The following is an 18,326-nucleotide window of genomic DNA, read 5'->3' as shown; positions in this document are numbered from 1 at the left end:
TTAGAATAAAATTGAATTAAAATTTATAATACCCACACTTTAAGTAAGCTCCTTCTTTAAAAGAAATTGGGTGATCAATATCATGTGCTGTAGCATCAATCATCGTATATTTTTTAGGCTGTGATTGAAGGGTCTTTTTATTGATTTCAAAAAAATCCTCTGCACTAACTCTCGAAGAACAAGAAGCTAATACCAGCATACCCCCTTTTGAAGTAAGTTTAGCTCCTAGGAACGCTAATTCTGCATACTTCTTTTTAGCAATTTCAACTTCTTTCGCACTTTTAGCAAATGAGGGTGGATCAATAACAACCACCTCAAATGTTTTCTTTTCTGAAATAAGGGTACGCATTTCACTAAAAGCATCTCCCGCAAGAATATGATGTTTCCCATTGTGCGGATTCAACCTCCCATTAGCTAATGCTAATTCTAATGCATGTTTGCTAATGTCTAAACTAGTGACTTCCTTGGCGTTGTTTGCTAAGGCATGAACCGAAAAACCTCCAGCATAAGAAAAAACATCCAATACCGTTTTTCCTTTTGATAATTCACCCACCCGTTTACGATTGGCCCTATGATCTAAAAAATAGCCTGTTTTATGTCCTTTTATAACATTTGCTGTAAAAGTCACATCATGTTCAACAAACTCCACTACATCGTTTTCTAATACACCGTAGATTACTTGTCCGTCTTTTAAATTGTATTGGTCTTGCTGTTGTAATTTTCTGCTCAATCGAAGTACAACACAGTCACATTGAGAGCTTATAATTAAGTGATCTAATAATTCATTCAAAAAAGGATACCAAATAGCTGAATATAATTTTATTACTAAGACATTTGCATAGACATCTGCAATAAATCCTGGGAACCCATCATTTTCACCAAAAAGTAATCGATAACTATTGGTGTTTGTTTTTAAAAGTGCTTGCCTTATTGAATATGCCTTCTGGATCTTTTCTTCAAAAAAAGCAGCGTTTAACTTAGCTCCACTTCCGTGGTGAATCATTTTTATTCGAATGGGAGAGTCTAGATCGTATAAACCCACACCTATTACTTGATTTCTATGTTGACTGAAAATTATTGCTATATCTCCGGAGGACCCTTCTTTATTTATTTTTAGAATGCTATCTGAAAAAATCCAAGGATGACCATTTAATACACTTCGTTCTCCAGCTTTATTAAGCTTAACGGCTAGAGTTTGTGTTGTTATTTCAGGAATTGAAATGTGATACATACTTGTTTTTATAAATAAATAATCCCGATTCAAAAGTAAATAATTTGAATCGGGATTATTATGAATTTATGTCTTATTAATTTCTAGTTTCTTTTTCAGCTTCTTTCTTCATTTTATCATTTGGAACAATGACGATATTTACTCTTCGGTTAGTGTGCCAAAATTTAATCTAAGTAATAACGTATTAGTAATTTAGTAATTCCAATAATTCTGATTTGAATTTCTCCTTCGGAAGATATTGTGCTTCTAGGTTTGCAGCAAATGGAATAGGTGTTTCTAAACTAGCGACTCTTTTTACTGGAGCGTCTAAATAGTTGAAACAATGTTCCATAATCAATGCCGAAATATCTGAAGCAATTCCACCAAAGATAGAGTCTTCCTGTAGAATAATCACTTTACCTGTCTTCTTAACTGATGCGTAAATCGCTTCTGTATCTAAAGGAGATAAAGTTCTTAAGTCTAATAGATCTGCTTCAATAGATTCATTTTCATTTAAAGTATCTATTGCCCAATGCACTCCAGCACCATAAGATATGATCGTAACGTCATTCCCTTCTCTTAGCAATGAAGCCTTTCCTAGAGGTAAGGTATAATAATCTGTAGGTACATCTTGTCGGATGCTTCTATACAGTGCTTTATGTTCAAAGAATAACACCGGATTAGGGTCTTCAATTGCAGTTGCTAATAATCCTTTGGCATCATAAGGAAAAGCAGGGTATACTACTTTTAATCCTGGTGTATGTGTAAACCATGCTTCATTTGTTTGGCTATGGAAAGGTCCAGCCCCTACTCCTGCTCCACAAGGCATACGAATTACAACATCTGCTTCTTGACTCCAACGATAGTGAGACTTGGCTAATAAATTTATTATCGGATTAAAACCAGAAGTTACAAAATCTGCAAATTGCATTTCCATAACAGATTTATATCCATTGATCGATAATCCCATAGCTGCAGCAACAATAGCTGATTCACATATAGGTGTATTTCTAACTCTTTCTTTACCAAATTCTTCTAAAAAACCATCCGTTATTTTAAAAACACCTCCATATTCAGCAACATCTTGTCCCATGATTATCAAATTATCATGGCGTTGCATGGATTGTTTTAATCCTTCAGAAATGGCATCTACTAATCGAATATTTTCTATTGATTCATTATGCGTAACCTCTTGATATGTAAAGTCTTTGAACACATCACTTAATTCGTTACTTAAATTAGAGGAAATTACTTCTTCAGCAAAAGCAATCTCCAAATTATCACTAATTTCACGAATGATCTCTGTTTTAAATGCTACTTCCTTTTCTTCAGATAAAATACCTTCAGCACGTAAATAAGCAGCATAGTTTTCTAAAGGATCTTTTAAATCCCATGATTCTAATAACTCTTTCGGTACATATTTAGTCCCACTTGCTTCTTCATGCCCACGAACTCTAAATGTTTTAAATTCTAAAAGAATAGGCCTCGGATTTTTACGCATCCCTTCAACCAATTCTTTTACCTTAGTGTACACTTCTAGAATATTATTTCCATCAATGATATGTGATTCCATTCCGTAGCCTTTGCCACGATCTGCTAAATGCTCACAGTTATACTGTTCAGAAGTTGGGGTAGATAAACCATATCCATTATTTTCTATACAAAAAAGTACGGGTAAATTCCATACAGATGCTACGTTTAATGCCTCATGTATATCTCCTTCACTAGTTCCGCCATCACCTGTAAAAACAGCACAAACCTTATCATTTCCTTTTAATTGATTGGCTAAAGCAATTCCATCAGCTACTCCAAATTGAGGGCCTAAATGTGAAATCATTCCAATGATATTAAATTCTTGAGTTCCAAAATGAAAACTACGATCTCTCCCTTTTGTAAAACCATTTGCTTTACCTTGCCATTGCGAGAATAACCGATTTAAAGGAATCTCCCTTGTAGTAAATACCCCTAAATTTCGATGCATAGGCAGAATGTATTCATCTTGTTCCAATACTGAAGTTACACCCACAGAAATTGCTTCCTGCCCGATGCCACCAAACCATTTTGAAATTTTACCCTGTCGAAGTAAAATAAGCATTTTCTCCTCTATTAACCTAGGCTTAAGCATTGCTCTATATAGAGAAATAAGTTTTTCATCACTTAATTGACCTCTATTATATTCGAAATGTATATTGGAAACTTCCTCCGCATTCATAGCTATAAATTTAAAGAATCAAAAATAGATAAAAACAAAGTGCGCTCAACTTTTTCCTATCTTTTTTTACAATCTATTTTTTGCATTGATTTTGGTATATTTGCACTGTAAATATTAGATCGTATGATAAATATTCCAAGTGTTGATTTAGCTGATTTTCTTTCAGAAGATCCTAATCGAAAACAGAAATTTGTAAATGAAATTGGTAAAGCGTATTCTGAAATAGGATTTGCCTCCGTCAAAAATCACTTCTTAAGTGATGATTTAATGGATAATTTATATAAAGAAATAAAGCAATTCTTCGAGTTGCCTGAACCTGTAAAGAATTCTTATGAAATTGAAGGTTTATCTGGGCAGAGAGGCTATATATCTTTCGGAAAAGAACATGCTAAAGGTAAAAAAGAAGGTGATTTAAAAGAGTTTTGGCATTTTGGGCAAGAACCGAGTCCCGATGCAAATTTAACAGAAGAGTACCCAGAAAATATTAAGGTAAAAGAATTACCAAATTTTAATGCAACAGGGAGAGAGGCTTATCAACTATTAGAAAAAACAGGAATATATGTTTTAAGAGCTCTTTCATTATATATTGGTTTAGAAGAAACTTATTTTGATTACTGGGTATCTAACGGAAATAGCATTTTACGTCCTATCCACTACCCTCCTATTTCTGAAGAACCTAAAGGAGCAGTTCGCGCAGGCGCACATGGAGATATTAACTTGATTACACTATTAATGGGTGCTTCAGCGGGCGGATTGCAAGTATTAAGACATGATGGTGAATGGATTGAAGCAAAACCTGCGGAAGGCGAGTTAGTAGTAAATGTAGGTGATATGCTAGAAAGACATACCAATAATAAATTGCGTTCTACGATTCATCGTGTGGTAAATCCACCAAAAGAAGAATGGGGAACAGCACGATACTCTATTCCGTTCTTTATGCATCCAAGAGGTGAAATGAAATTAGATTGCTTAAATGAATGTGTGTCCGAAAAACAGCCTAAAGGCTTTGATGATATTACTGCGGGTGTATTCTTAAACCAAAGACTAGCTGAAATTGGATTAAAAAAATAAGATGGATTTAAAAAATCAATTAAAAAATTTATTTCCAGATCATATTGCTTCTGAAATTGAAGAAGACACATCATCACCAGAACTTTGGCTACAAGATGATCCTCTGATTTGTAAATATGAAAAAAGAAAAGGAAAACCCATCACAATTATAGAAGGGTATACAGGCGCTACAAATGATTTTAAACAACTAGCAAAAGAGATCAAGCAATTGTTAGGTGTTGGTGGTAGTTTTAAAAATGAACAAATCATTATTCAAGGTGATTATAGAGATAAAATCATGGGGTTTTTAAAAGAAAAAGGATTTAAAGTGAAACGCGTAGGCGGATAAGATATGAGAATTAAAGAATCAGAATTAATTTTAAATCCAGATGGTAGTGTGTATCATCTTAATTTAAGACCAGAAAATATAGCAGAAACCATCTTATTTGTAGGAGATCAGGATCGAGTTGAGAAAATAACGAAACACTTTGATACCATTGATTTTAAAACTCAAAAACGTGAGTTTAAAACGCAAACAGGAACCTATAAAGGAAAAAGACTAACCGTACTCTCTACAGGAATTGGACCAGATAATATTGATATCGTTCTTAATGAATTAGATGCATTAGTAAATATTGATTTAACAACTCGAAAACCCAAAGATGAGTTAACGAGTTTAAACATAATTAGAATAGGGACTTCGGGTTCTCTACAAAGTGAAATTCCTATAAATTCTTTTTTATTAAACACGTATGGACTCGATTTAAACGGAATGCTTCATTTTTATAAAATAGATTCAATTTGTAATACAAAAATTGAAGAAGCATTTATCAAACATACCGATTGGAAACCGGAAAAAGCAAGACCTATTCTTATAAAAAATAGTTCTGAGCTTGAAGCACAATTTGAATCGGATATTGTATTTAAAGGTGTTACAGCAACAGCTGGAGGTTTCTATGGTCCACAGGGAAGAGTATTAAGACTCCCTTTAGAAGATGATACTTTAAATAAAAAAATAGAAAAATTTTCATACCAAGAGATTAAAATTTCAAATTTTGAAATGGAAACTGCTGCTATCTACGGATTATCAAAACTTTTAGGACATAAGGCAATTTCATTAAATGCAATCATTGCCAACCGTGCAAATGGAACATTTAGTGAGAACCCCGGTCAAGTAATAAAAGATTTAATAGAGTATACTTTAGATAAATTAATTGAGAAGTAAAGGCTATGAAAAATTTTAAAATTGGAGGTGTTCCAGAACACTTTAATTTGCCTTGGTATTTAACACTCAGAAATAAAGAGTATACTGAACAAGGAATTAATTTAAGATGGCAGGATTTCTTTGGTGGCACTGGTCAAATGTGTAAAGCTCTTAGAGATAAGGAAATTGACATGGCTGTTATTTTAACAGAAGGAATCATACGAGATATTATTAAAGGCAATGAATGTAAAATTGTACAGGTATTTGTAAAATCCCCGCTTATCTGGGGAATCCATGTTGCTGATAACTCATCGTATAAAACAGTAAAAAACTTAAAAGGAACCCACGCCGCTATTAGTAGGTACGGTAGTGGATCTCACCTAATGGCTTATGTAAATGCGGAAAGTTTAAAATGGGATATTGAAAAAGACCTAAAATTCGAGGTTATTAAAAACTTAGATGGCGCTTTAGAAAATTTACCTAAAGGAATTGGAGACTATTTTATGTGGGAAAAATTTACAACGAAACCTTATGTAGACAAAGGGATCTTTAGATTAGTAGACGAATGCCTTACTCCTTGGCCTTGCTTTGTAATTGCTGTAAGAAATGATGTTTTAGAAAATGAAGAAGAATGTGTAAAAACCATACTTGAAATAATAAATGCAACTACATCAGAATTTAAAGACATCCCTTCAATCGATCAAATGATTTCCAATCGATACGAACAACAACTAGAAGATGTTCAACATTGGCTTTCACTAACTGATTGGAGTCAAAAACAATTATCTATAAAAGAAGTAGAAAGAGTTCAAAAACAATTATTAAAATTAGATTTAATAAAAAATAAAGTAAACAAAGACAGCTTGTTACATTCTTTTTAACTTTTATTTAAGTTTTTTACGCAACCCTTCACAATCTCTTGCATCTTCATTTCATAATGAAAGAACAACTATGATGATTTTTATAATAGTAATTGGCGCATTACTTCTAACAAACTATCTGTTACTGCAGTTTAGTTGTAGTGATGCTGAAAAACAAATTCCAGAAGACGAATAGAAAAAACAATACTCCCGAGTTTTTCTCTGTTTACCAAAGTATAGGCCCTTGCCCTATGCCTTTTAAATAAGTATTAGCTTTACTAAAATGTTTATTTCCAAACCAATACCCTCTATTTGCACTTAATGGTGAAGGATGACCTGTTGATAATATTAAATGCTTTGAAGTATCAATTTTTCTGCCTTTCTTTTTTGCATATCCACCCCATAATATAAATACAACCCCTTTTCTTTCTGAAGATAACTTAGAAATTATTTCATCGGTAAATTGTTCCCATCCTTTTTTTTGATGACTTCCAGCATCCGAAGCTCTTACCGTTAAAGTTGCATTCAATAAAAGAACTCCTTGTTTTGCCCAAGCGCTTAAATTTCCGTTCTTCAAATGGGTACTTCCTATATCCTCTTCTATTTCTTTGATTATATTCACTAGCGATGGTGGTGATTTAACACCTTCATTTACAGAAAAACACAAGCCATGTGCCTGGTTCGGTCCATGATAAGGATCTTGCCCTAAGATTACAACTTTAACTTCAGAAAAAGGGGTAACATCCAAAGCAGAAAATATTTGATTCTCTGGAGGATAACAAGTATTTGAATTATATTCTTTCTTCACAAATTGTACTAAATCAGTAAAATAGGATTTATCAAATTCATCTTTTAATAGCTCCTTCCATTGAGGCTCAATAGTTACATTCATAATTAGTACTTTTGTAGTATAAAAAGGTGAAATTACTAATAAAGAATGATTTCTACACCTTAGATAATTATATGGTACACATTGACAATAAAACATTAGATAGTCTAGAATTTTCTTTAGTATTAAAGCATATCTCAAACTATTGCATTACGCAAGCTGGAATTGCGGCTGTACTAGATATAAAGCCTTTTCAGGACACTAATGACATTTCTGATGAACTTCATCGTGTAAAAGAGTTTTCAGCTTCTTTCGGTAGCGATAATAGATTACCCAATCATGGGTTCGATTCTATAGAAAGAGAATTATATTTACTTCAAATTGAAAATAGTACGATCGATGTTTCTGGTTTAAGAAGGATTTATACCATTATTAATACAACCCTTGAATTATTAAAGTATTTCAAGAAGTATGAAGAGTTTTATTCTTTTTTAAATAGCTATGCTGAAAGAATAAATTATTCCCCCATTATTTCAGAAGAAATAGGAAAAATTCTCAATCGTTTTGGAGAAATAAAAGACGAAGCCTCTCCAGAGCTTTCAAATATTAGAAGAAGATTAAAACAAGTAAAGAGCCAAATAAGTTCCTCATTTACAAAGGCTTTAAACAACTATTCGAAGTTAGGCTATTTAGATGAAATTCGTGAAACGGTAGTAGATAACAGGCGAGTACTTGCAGTTACAGCAATGTACCGTAAAAAAATAAGAGGTGCTGTTTTAGGGAGTTCAAAAACTGGAAGTTTAGTATATATAGAACCTCAAGAAACTCTTGAATATGCCAATGAGCTTAGTAATTTAAGGTATGAAGAACTTGAAGAAGTAAAACGTATTTTAAAAACACTTACAGAATTTATTAGACCTTATGCAGACTTGTTAAGTTCATATCAGGAATATTTAACTTACATGGATCTTCTGCATGCAAAGTCAAAATACGCTGTTGAAATAGAGGGTGTTCTGCCCTTACTTACAGATAAAAAAAGAATCTTTTTAAAAGATGCCTATCACCCAATTTTATTGGTAGCTAATAGAGTTCGGAAAGAAAAAACATTTCCACAAACCATTGAACTTCACGAAGAAAATAGGATCATTGTAATTTCTGGCCCCAATGCTGGAGGAAAAAGTATTACACTAAAAACTGTAGGATTATTGCAGGTTTTATTGCAAAGTGGAATGTTAGTTCCTGTAGATCCATTAAGTGAGTTTTGCTTTTTTAATCGATTGTTAACCGATATTGGAGATAATCAATCAATTGAAAATCAATTAAGCACCTACAGTTACCGATTAAAAAAAATGAATCAGTTTTTAAAGAAGTGTAAATCAAATACTCTTTTTTTAATTGATGAATTTGGAACAGGAAGTGACCCCGAATTAGGTGGTGCTCTTGCCGAAACCTTTTTAGAGATTTTTTATGAGCGTAAAGCATTTGGAATAATCACCACACATTATACCAATTTAAAATTGCTCGCTAGTGAATTACCTCATGCAACCAATGCAAACATGCAGTTTAATAATAGTACTTTGGAACCCATGTATCACTTGCATTTAGGAGAAGCTGGAAGTTCGTTTACGTTTGAAGTAGCACAGAAAAATGGAATTCCATATAGTTTGATTAATAAAGCAAAAAAGAAAATAGAACGAGGTAAAATTCGTTTCGATAAAAGTATTGCAAACCTTCAGAAAGAGCGATTCGAATTACGAAAGACTTCGGAAGCATTAAAAACACAAGAAGAAAAAGCGAGAGTAGAAAACAAACAATTAGATGAAACCAATATACGTGTTAAAGAAAAGTTAGAAAATTTTCAGGAATTATACGATTCCAATATGCGATTGATTAGTATTGGTAAAAAGTTTGAATCGCTTTCGAAACAATATTTAAACAATACGAAGAAAAAAATCTTAGTTGATGAACTGTTTAAAATGGTTTTAGTTGAAAACAGTAAGATAAAAAAGGATATTCCTAAAACAAAAGAGGCTAAAAAGGTTCAGAAAGTTAAACAACACGAAATAAAACAGGAAGTTGAACAAAAAGTTGCTGTCATTCGTAAAAAGAAAAAGAAGGAAAAAGAAGCAGCAAAAAAACTTCCTCTACCTAAACCAAAAGCAATATTAAAAATAGGTGATCGTGTACGTATGATTGACGGTAGAGCAGTTGGAACTATTGACACTATTGAAAAGAAGAAAGCCATCGTAAATTATGGTATTTTTACAACGAATGTTAGTATTGAAGAATTAGAGAAAGTATAAATGACAAGGAAACACAAAATAATATTATTTGATGGAGTTTGTAATTTGTGCAATAGTTCTGTAAATTTTGTAATTAAAAAAGATAAAAATGATGTCTTCCGTTTTGCTGCTTTACAAAGTGAAATCGGTAAGCAATACATCAATAAATTTAATATTGACCCTTCTCAAACAGATTCTATCATCTTAATAGATGGCGACAAACACTACATTAAATCTACAGCTGCCTTAAACGTAACAAAATCTTTAAAAGGTGGATATCCCCTACTCTATGCCTTTATAATTGTTCCGAAATTTATACGTAATTGGGTCTATGATGTTATAGCTAAAAACAGATATAAATGGTATGGTGAAAAAGAAAGCTGTATGATTCCAACTCCTGAATTAAAAAGTAAGTTTTTGTAATTTTATCTAAAACTTACCATTAATTTTTTTAAGTAAAATCTTTTACCCTTTAGTGATTTTTTTTAGCGATCTCGCAGTAGAACTCCCGCCCATTTTAGCAGTGATGCGCTTGTCTATAACACAAAACAGGAACTTATTAAAACCCTGCAAGAGGATAGCAAACACATAAGCACGCAAGTAGAGACCTTAAAAAATGTACTCAACGCCCTACAAAAAAAACTAAGTTAATTTAAAGAACTACCCCTATTTTGTGTGCCTTTATAATCTATCCCCACTCCTATTTGATTTTTGCAAATGATGTGGGAATTTTTTGTGCTGAAAGGTACTGTTATAGAGAAATATAAACCGTTAAAAAAAACCTTTGATGACTAATAAAAAATGATTAGGTTTGAAAGAGCACAATAAACGTAATCAATATGTTAAGCAAACTAAACGGAACAAAAAATGTTAAAACTTGGCCATATCTGAGCATATTGAAGATATACACCTAACAAAACTGTGCATATAAATAAGTTAGCTTTAATTATGATTTGTTAATATATACGAAATATGGTTCAACTAAAATCAATAATTCTGACAAGATACTTTATAACAAGTTTAATTTCAAGAATGAAGAAATAACTTCGATTAATTTAATATGGGAAAAAGATACTCTGAATTTCTTTACAAAAAATAATCAAAACCTAACCTTTGAAAGAAACGAATTTGGTTATAAATCTTTGAATTTATCAATAAACCCTAAAAAAAAACACATCTAAATTTGATTTTGAGTTATGTAAAAAAAATAAAATGAACATTATTATTAATTTTAACGATGTTGATTTCAAACGTGTCTATAAAGCATTAATAATTGTGATAGAAAACCCAAAAGGTAGGGATATGGAAAGACACAATATGAGAATAGCAAAAAGAAAATTTAGGCATCGAGAAAAAGAATTAAAAAGATACTTTAAAAACGCCGATTTCACTACCCTTGTATTCGATAATAAAATTTGCATTGGGAGAAATAACTAAAGCTAACAAAGTGAATAAAACATAGCTTTCATGGGGTTTTACAGAGGTTTATATATATAAAAAAAGTACGCCAAATTTTTAAATTTGGCTTTTAAGATTGATAAGATAAAGACAAAATATAAAAATTTGGCTCTGTGTTAATCCGAAAAATAGTACTTTTAAATACGCTACGTTTCATACACAAACCGTTGTACCTAATTATGACCCGTCCTGAAATATGTATACACTAAACAACAAGTATATGTATAAAAATGACAGAGTAACCAGACGTTACAGCGAACCTTAAATATTTAGAATAAAAAAATGCTATTTAACTCTATTGACTTTGCAATATTCTTGCCCACTATCTTTATTCTATATTGGTTCGTCACTAATAAAAACTTAAAATTACAAAACCTATTAATTCTAATATCAAGTTACATTTTCTATGGCTGGTGGGATTGGCGATTTTTATCGTTAATTATTTTTAGCACTATAATAGATTATTTAATTGGTGTTAGCTTATCAAAACAAGAAAATCAAACCAAAAGAAAAATGCTTTTATGGACAAGCATTCTTGTAAATCTTGGGTTTCTTGGTTTCTTTAAATACTACAATTTTTTTCTTGATAATTTTATTACTGCTTTTTCATTTTTTGGAACTGAAATAAATACAAATTCCTTAAACATTATTTTACCCGTAGGAATTAGTTTTTATACATTTCAAACATTAAGCTATTCAATAGATATTTACAAAAGAAAACTTGAACCTACTAAAGATTTCATTGCCTTCTCGGCATTTGTGAGCTTCTTCCCTCAATTAGTTGCTGGACCTATTGAGCGAGCAAATAATTTATTACCTCAATTTAATAAAAAAAGAATATTTGATAATAAAAAAGCTATAGACGGCTTGCATTTAATACTTTGGGGATTATTTAAAAAAATTGTTATCGCAGATTCATGTGCTATATATGTGAATGAAATTTTCTCAAAATACGAGACTATGAACTCATTGACTTTAACATTGGGTGCAATATATTTTGCCTTTCAAATTTACTGTGATTTTAGTGGATATTCCGACATAGCAATAGGAACATCTAAACTATTTGGAATCGATTTAATGAGGAATTTTAATTTTCCTTACTTTGCTAGAAGCATTGCAGAATTTTGGAGACGTTGGCACATATCACTTTCTACTTGGTTTAGAGATTATTTATATATCCCTATAGGTGGTAGTCATGGTAGTAAATGGAATCAGATTAGAAATGTTTTTATCATTTTTATAGTAAGCGGATTTTGGCATGGCGCTAATTGGACTTTTATTGTTTGGGGTGCATTAAATGCTTTATATTTTTTACCTATTTTATTAACCAAAAAGAATAGAAAAAACCTAGATACAGTAGCTCAAGGAAAACATCTTCCAACAGTTAAAGAATTTTTTCAAATGTTGTTTACTTTTGGTTTAACTGTTTTTGCTTGGATATTCTTCAGAGCTGATTCCGTTTTAATTGCTGTTAAATACATAACAAATATATTTTCATTTAATTTTGAAAAAGGATTACAATATTTATTAATAAAAAGGTATGCTCCAGAATTATTGATTTTAATTCTCCTTTTCATTATTTTAGAATGGAATTCAAGAGAAAAGGAACATCCTTTTTTTGGGAAATGGATTTATTTTAAAATATCTCTAACAATATTAGCACTAATTACACTTGGCGTTTATTCTAATGTAACTGATTTTATTTACTTCCAATTTTAATTTTATATGAATCAATTTATTAAATATCTTATATCAATTTTAGTTCTGACAATAGGGTTCCTTTATTTAAGTGATTTTATCTACACTCAAGTTTATATTAATTCTAAACCGAGAAATAAACTTCAGTATATTTTAAATACAAAAAACGACAATTTTGACGTAGTATTTATTGGTTCGTCAAGAGTAGCTAGCCATATTGACACGAAATTATTTGATAGTCTTTCGCATAAAAAAACAATTAATTTAGGAGTAGAAGGAGCTGGATTAAACGACAACTTATTACAATTAAAACTTCTTATTGATAGCAATCATATTTCTAATGTGTTTCTACATATTGATACGAATTTTGAAAACATTTCTCCTTCCAACATTGCAATTTCGGAAGCAATGCCTTTTTTAAAAAATAAAATCATAAAGAATCACTTAAAAAAATACTTTAAAAATTTTGAAAAATTAGAGTATATCCCTTTTTATAAATATGCAGTGAATGACCCAGAAATTGGATTTAGAGAGCTCTTTTTTTCAGGTATCAATAAAAAGCCTCGTATAAATCCTAATGTTGGATTTATTCCTAAATTTGGAAATGAAATACCAGTAATTGAAAGCAGTTTACCTAACATAATTAGGGAAGAAAATATTATACTTGATGAAATAATTGAAATTTGTAAAAAGAATCAAATTTCATTAACTCTTTTTATCTCTCCATATTGTAGTAAAATTAAAACTGAAGATTACATTAAGAAACTAACAAATAAATTTCCGAATCTAATTAATCTATCAAAAGGTTACAATGATAAATTATTTTATGATTGTGGCCATTTAAATAATCAAGGAGCAACAATTTTTACGACTGATTTGTATAATGAGACAAAGGGTAATTTAAAAATTAATGCACGAACGCATAACGCCGAGTAAAATTTATTGTATGTTTTAGCCAACTTACGAAAGTCCTCGCGGACTTTATATTTGTGAATTATTCACTAAACTTAGTGCTCAAAACACGCAGCGAGCCATACACAACAAACGTTGAAACACATTCTAAGAGTCCTTATGCGTTTAGGGTTTATATTAATAAAACTATATGGGGTCTAAAACTAAATATACTAAAATCGGTGATTTTAATATTGCGTATCAAGTGATAGGTGAAGGACCAATTGATATTTTATATATTCCTGGTTGGGTTTCAAACATTGACATGATGTGGACTGAGCCAAGGCTTGCTGCCTTTTTAACTAGGCTTTCCTTATTCTCTAGACTGATAATTTTCGATAAAAGAGACACAGGACTTTCAGATCGTTCAGATGAGTATTCTATTATGGAAGTAGGTTTTAAAGATATTGAGTTTAAATTGCAAAGTATCACCTTAAGAGGTATATTATATATGCCTAAACAAATTTCAGAAAAAAGTCTAGTTATTGCTATAAATCATGACTTTACAACTACGATTAATAGTAAGAAGTTCCTTTTTACTTCAAATTTTCAAGTATAAAATCGATAGTCTTATCAGTATTGTTATTTTCTATGAAAGCATTATTTTTATATCGAATATCTGTTGCCAAACCTTCTTTTTTCCATTTCTTGACAATCTTACGATCTTCTAACGTGACTTTACCCATTAATAAATTATCAAGGTTTTTGCCTTTTTTATGGTAATTATATACTTTTTTCAATCCTGTTAAGTACGTATAATCTTTGGTAAAACCTCCTCCTCTATGCGCACGTAGTGTAATATTGAACGCCTCTTCTCGATTGAGTTTGTATTGACTAAACAATAAATCGAAGGTGTCACAGAAATCATATCCTTTGTGTAAACTATCTGCAGCCAATACACGATAAGACAATTCTTTTAAACGCCATAACGTTAAACAACCACTCATATATTCGCTAAAAACAGCCAATCCTTCTTGTGTTTCTACATTTCTTGGGAATCCGTTATGAAATATTTTAAGTGCTTGATCCATCCCATTATAGGTTGTTACTAAATGCACTCCAATTTCATGATTTGCTAATACTTTAATTTGATTGGTACTAAAGCGATGGTTCTTTTTCAACAGCATAGTTTGTGTACTATTCTGTACCATAGCCGCTGCTGTTGTTTTATTTGAAAGTTTTAAATTGAATTTGAAATCATATTGCTTCGTAAATTCCTTAAAATATGCAGAAGCATCTTCAGCACTAAAAACTGGAAACATTTCATCATCCTCTTCACTATCATTAAAATGCAGAATAAATTGAGCATTCTCAACATCTTTTTGCGTGGGAGTCCCAAAACTTTTAAGCACATTATAGTAAAATTTTCTTCCTTGACCAATAGTTTCAATGCATTGTATTAACCCTGAATAATCGTAAATAACATCTTTATAAAACAACCTTGTAGCTTCATCTTCTATGCTTTCTAGGTCTTGACGAAATAATTCTTTCTGTAATTTATGAGCGTCAAAATCTATTTTTCTATAGGTGAATGAAGGATTTTTTCGATATTTTGAGGCAAAGAACTGTTTCTTTTGTTGCTCAATGTTTAATGGATTTATATAATTAAGCAGTTCAATTTTCTTTACCAATCTGTTTAGATTAGCATCAATTTTAAATAAACTAGCATAGGTATTAATAATTGATTCTGGATAAGCCATTTAAATGGATTTATGCATTTTTTGAAAAAGTACTGTGCTTTCTTTTATTTTCTTCTGAAGTTGCTTCTCAATGGCTGCAACGGTTTCAGGAAATATGATTTGATTGAGTTCATCACAATATATCTTTTTAAACTCAGTCGCCAAAACTAAGGTATTTTTGAAGTTTTTAGTGATGTATTTCAGAAAATATCCATTTCCAGAAAAAGTATCATTAATTTTTGAAGTAGTCTCAGCAATATGTGGAAGTTTTAATTCAGAAAGGGTTGTTCTCCAATGTTCAACAAAATCACCAAAACGTTCATTGTCAATGTTTGAGGTGCCAAGATTAATAACAGGAACTTCTCGATCCCATCGCAGCCAATTATAAGAATGTATATCATATATAATCACAGTTTCAAATTTCGATTCCAGTTTTGAAATAAGTGCTTGAACTACTTTATAAAAATTCGAATGTTTTTCTAAACTTTTCTCTCTTTGATGTTTAGGCAGTGGCTCTTTCCATAGTTTCTTACCCCAAGCATCATCAAATATTGCGTTTTCAGGGTCTCTATTAAGGTCATATTCAAAACGACTATCACAACCTGCAATCACAATGGGATGTGAATGAATCATCTCTTTGGTAGCTGGATCTTCTTCAAACCAACGATCATATTCAGTATGTAAACAATTTTCCCATAATTCTCTTCTAAATTGATGACCATCATGAACAGCTGCACAGACATAAGGCTGATAACTATCAATTTTTAGGGTAAAAGAATAATCTTCAACGACCGCTTCAAAAATAATTTCCTTCTGTATGTTTTCTATTATTTGGGCTATAGAAAGTTGCTCCATAAATACTCAATATTAAGCTTCATTTACATGTTTACGAAGTTTTGATCTACGTTCAAATGCATTGACACGCTCTATTACTTTGTCTTCTACAAAATCGATTATTTTTTCTTGGACTCGTGTTTTGTATACTTTGTTCATATACGTTATACCTCCTGGAGACATCACATTTACTTCAACTAACATCCCGTTTATTACATCAATACCAACAAAATACAATCCATCCTTTATTAGTTTTGGACCAATACGGCGGCATAATTCTTTTTCATGGTTTGTTAATGAGTGTTTTTGAACAGTTCCACCAGCACTTACATTAGATCGATGGTCTTCATCTCCTGGAACTCTTTTCATTGCTCCTATTGGCTTACCATTCAGCATTAAAATACGGACATCTCCCTTTTCAGCGCCTTCTATATAATCTTGAAGTATTACATAATTAGAAGTTCCATCATTGTTATCGATATAAAAATCTAATAAAGAGTTAATACTCAACATGGCACGTTTTTCTATTAAAATCACCCCAGAACCACCATAACCATTAAGTGGCTTTAATATCATTTTATCTGGACCTTCTTTAATGGTTTGTTTTAAATACTCTTTGTTTTTAGTAACATGCGTTCTTGGGATTATTTCATTATTATCGTCTTCAAAAACAGCCGTATATAACTTATTATTTGCTCTTCGAATTCCGTCTAAATCATTCATGATGAACACATCATCTTTAACAGAATCCAAGAAGTTCAACATAATCATATCTAAAGGTGGATTGCTTCTTAAAACTACAGCATCAAAACCAGCTAAAGGCAACATTTCATCATAAAAAGTAGCATGTTTATGAAACGACTTTAAACTATTAGAGATCTTTTCTTGACGATTAATTACACGTGAAAAAGAATAAGCGACACTATCACGTATCGTTAAATTAGCAGGTGTTGTTATTGCAACTCCGTGCCCCCTTTTTACAAATTCATGTATCATAGCTAGGGTCGAATCGTTCTCAGGGTGAGGGTTCATTTCCTCCCAAGGATACATTATAAAACAAACATTCATATTTTCAAAAATTAGAAAAATAAATATATGGTTATTCTTTTATAAAATAAAATTTTTTTAAAACTAAGATTAGTTACAAGTAACTAATACATTGTCAAGGTAATAATATTCGTCAGCGGCCCAATTTTGTAATCTAACTCGCAAAATAATTGTTGCTCCTGAAATTCCATTAAGAGAAAACGACACGGTTCCTGTTAAATCATCAACAAGGGTATGGTTTGCATTTCCAAAACCAGCGTAATTTGCTATCTCTATAAAGGTGACACCATTGTCTAATGAGTATTCAATGTCTATATAGTCTGATTCTGATTCTCCACATTCAAAATCATTGGTATGATCATCTATGTACTCCAAGGATCCTGATTCACTAAAGTCCATAGAAATATTTATATCTGAATATCCTGAAATATCTATTGATTGTGTTTCAAATAAAAAAGTTCCATTGGTATCTCTAAATGACAAAACGCCATTTATAACCTTTGCATAATCATCTTCATCAATTAAGGTTCCAGGTAAATTAGGTGTATTATCTCCGAAGGTTACAAAACTTGTTAGCGACCATTTTGTTACTCCCCCAGGATAATTTCCGTTGGTAGAACTTAAACCATTAACTCCTGTTTCATCCAAATATGAATCAAAATCTTCTTCATATAGAATATCGGAGTTACAGTTATTATTAGTACAATTAATACTTCTCCAAACATATAAAACACCATCATATACTTCCCAACAACGCTTTCCTGTTACAGGATCACTTACAAAAACCATAAGTCCGTCGTCTCTATTATCTACAATAGAAACAGGAATTAGGACTTGTTGAACTTCTGTAACTATTGGCATTAAAAAACCTCCAGACCTAATTGAAGAAGTGTTCTGTGCTTCTAAATGCAAAACTGCCGCACTATTAACAATAGTTGTGTTTACACCAACTTGAGCTTTTATTTCAGAAATAAAGAAAATTAGAATTATATAAAAGAAGTGAAATCTCATA

The 18,326-nt window shown here is 31.3% G+C and carries 17 protein-coding genes; 10 read left to right on the top strand and 7 right to left on the bottom strand.

The window, feature by feature from the left end; all coding sequences use genetic code 11:
* Positions 1-16: 16 nt before the first annotated feature.
* Both ABXT64_RS12135 and ABXT64_RS12130 read right to left on the bottom strand, forming a co-directional pair.
* Entirely contained in the window at positions 17-1,231 is a 1,215-nt protein-coding gene (locus ABXT64_RS12135) for a class I SAM-dependent rRNA methyltransferase (RefSeq protein WP_443633199.1), read from the bottom strand.
* A 184-nt stretch (positions 1,232-1,415) separates the two neighbouring features.
* On the bottom strand, positions 1,416-3,422 hold the full coding sequence (locus ABXT64_RS12130) for an alpha-ketoacid dehydrogenase subunit alpha/beta (RefSeq protein WP_443633198.1): 2,007 nt from the start codon (positions 3,420-3,422) through the stop codon (positions 1,416-1,418).
* 123 nt (positions 3,423-3,545) lie between these two features.
* Here ABXT64_RS12130 and ABXT64_RS12125 point away from each other — a divergent pair, with 123 nt between their 5' ends.
* Genes ABXT64_RS12125 through ABXT64_RS12110 form a run of 4 tightly spaced genes read left to right on the top strand, consistent with a single transcriptional unit; the run spans position 3,546 to position 6,557 of the window.
* On the top strand, positions 3,546-4,493 hold the full coding sequence (locus ABXT64_RS12125; protein ID WP_443633197.1) for an isopenicillin N synthase family dioxygenase: 948 nt from the start codon (positions 3,546-3,548) through the stop codon (positions 4,491-4,493).
* A 1-nt stretch (position 4,494) separates the two neighbouring features.
* Positions 4,495-4,821 carry a translation initiation factor gene (locus tag ABXT64_RS12120; RefSeq protein WP_443633196.1) on the top strand — a complete coding sequence of 109 codons (327 nt, stop codon included), beginning with the start codon at positions 4,495-4,497 and terminating at the stop codon, positions 4,819-4,821.
* Positions 4,822-4,824: 3 nt separating this feature from the next.
* Positions 4,825-5,697, top strand: a complete 873-nt coding sequence (locus tag ABXT64_RS12115; protein ID WP_443633195.1) for a nucleoside phosphorylase — start codon at positions 4,825-4,827, stop codon at positions 5,695-5,697.
* A gap of 5 nt (positions 5,698-5,702) precedes the next feature.
* Positions 5,703-6,557, top strand: a complete 855-nt coding sequence (locus tag ABXT64_RS12110; RefSeq protein ID WP_443633194.1) for a substrate-binding domain-containing protein — start codon at positions 5,703-5,705, stop codon at positions 6,555-6,557.
* A gap of 205 nt (positions 6,558-6,762) precedes the next feature.
* Here ABXT64_RS12110 and ABXT64_RS12105 read toward each other — a convergent pair whose 3' ends face one another.
* Positions 6,763-7,428, bottom strand: a complete 666-nt coding sequence (locus ABXT64_RS12105) for a uracil-DNA glycosylase (protein WP_443633193.1) — start codon at positions 7,426-7,428, stop codon at positions 6,763-6,765.
* A gap of 71 nt (positions 7,429-7,499) precedes the next feature.
* Between ABXT64_RS12105 and ABXT64_RS12100 the strand changes: the two genes are divergently transcribed.
* The 6 genes from ABXT64_RS12100 to ABXT64_RS12075 all read left to right on the top strand — a co-directional run bounded on the left by ABXT64_RS12100 (position 7,500) and on the right by ABXT64_RS12075 (position 14,313).
* Positions 7,500-9,668 (top strand): endonuclease MutS2, encoded by a 2,169-nt coding sequence (locus tag ABXT64_RS12100; protein ID WP_443634972.1) that lies wholly within the window; start codon positions 7,500-7,502, stop codon positions 9,666-9,668.
* Positions 9,669-10,070: a thiol-disulfide oxidoreductase DCC family protein gene (locus tag ABXT64_RS12095; protein WP_443633192.1), complete on the top strand. Its 402-nt coding sequence runs from the start codon at positions 9,669-9,671 to the stop codon at positions 10,068-10,070.
* Between the two features lie 789 nt (positions 10,071-10,859).
* Positions 10,860-11,084 carry a hypothetical protein gene (locus ABXT64_RS12090; protein WP_443633191.1) on the top strand — a complete coding sequence of 75 codons (225 nt, stop codon included), beginning with the start codon at positions 10,860-10,862 and terminating at the stop codon, positions 11,082-11,084.
* Between the two features lie 303 nt (positions 11,085-11,387).
* Positions 11,388-12,824, top strand: a complete 1,437-nt coding sequence (locus ABXT64_RS12085) for an MBOAT family O-acyltransferase (RefSeq protein WP_443633190.1) — start codon at positions 11,388-11,390, stop codon at positions 12,822-12,824.
* Positions 12,825-12,830: 6 nt separating this feature from the next.
* On the top strand, positions 12,831-13,739 hold the full coding sequence (locus ABXT64_RS12080; protein ID WP_443633189.1) for a hypothetical protein: 909 nt from the start codon (positions 12,831-12,833) through the stop codon (positions 13,737-13,739).
* 166 nt (positions 13,740-13,905) lie between these two features.
* Positions 13,906-14,313 carry an alpha/beta fold hydrolase gene (locus tag ABXT64_RS12075; RefSeq protein WP_443633188.1) on the top strand — a complete coding sequence of 136 codons (408 nt, stop codon included), beginning with the start codon at positions 13,906-13,908 and terminating at the stop codon, positions 14,311-14,313.
* On the opposite strand, the gene ABXT64_RS12070 is transcribed toward ABXT64_RS12075, so the two are convergent.
* The 4 genes from ABXT64_RS12070 to ABXT64_RS12055 all read right to left on the bottom strand — a co-directional run bounded on the left by ABXT64_RS12070 (position 14,291) and on the right by ABXT64_RS12055 (position 18,325).
* Entirely contained in the window at positions 14,291-15,454 is a 1,164-nt protein-coding gene (locus ABXT64_RS12070; RefSeq protein ID WP_443633187.1) for a flavohemoglobin expression-modulating QEGLA motif protein, read from the bottom strand. The genes ABXT64_RS12075 and ABXT64_RS12070 overlap by 23 nt on opposite strands.
* Positions 15,455-16,288: an N-formylglutamate amidohydrolase gene (locus ABXT64_RS12065; protein ID WP_443633186.1), complete on the bottom strand. Its 834-nt coding sequence runs from the start codon at positions 16,286-16,288 to the stop codon at positions 15,455-15,457.
* 12 nt (positions 16,289-16,300) lie between these two features.
* Positions 16,301-17,335 (bottom strand): glutathione synthase, encoded by a 1,035-nt coding sequence (gene gshB, locus ABXT64_RS12060; protein ID WP_443633185.1) that lies wholly within the window; start codon positions 17,333-17,335, stop codon positions 16,301-16,303.
* Positions 17,336-17,404: 69 nt separating this feature from the next.
* Positions 17,405-18,325, bottom strand: a complete 921-nt coding sequence (locus ABXT64_RS12055) for a hypothetical protein (RefSeq protein ID WP_443633184.1) — start codon at positions 18,323-18,325, stop codon at positions 17,405-17,407.
* Position 18,326: the final 1 nt, after the last annotated feature.

It is taken from the genome of Candidatus Marifrigoribacter sp. Uisw_064 (genome assembly GCF_047730175.1).
GTDB lineage: Bacteria > Bacteroidota > Bacteroidia > Flavobacteriales > Flavobacteriaceae > Marifrigoribacter.
Note: the sequence above shows the minus strand (reverse complement) of the source record. Positions and strands in the feature narration are given on the sequence as shown.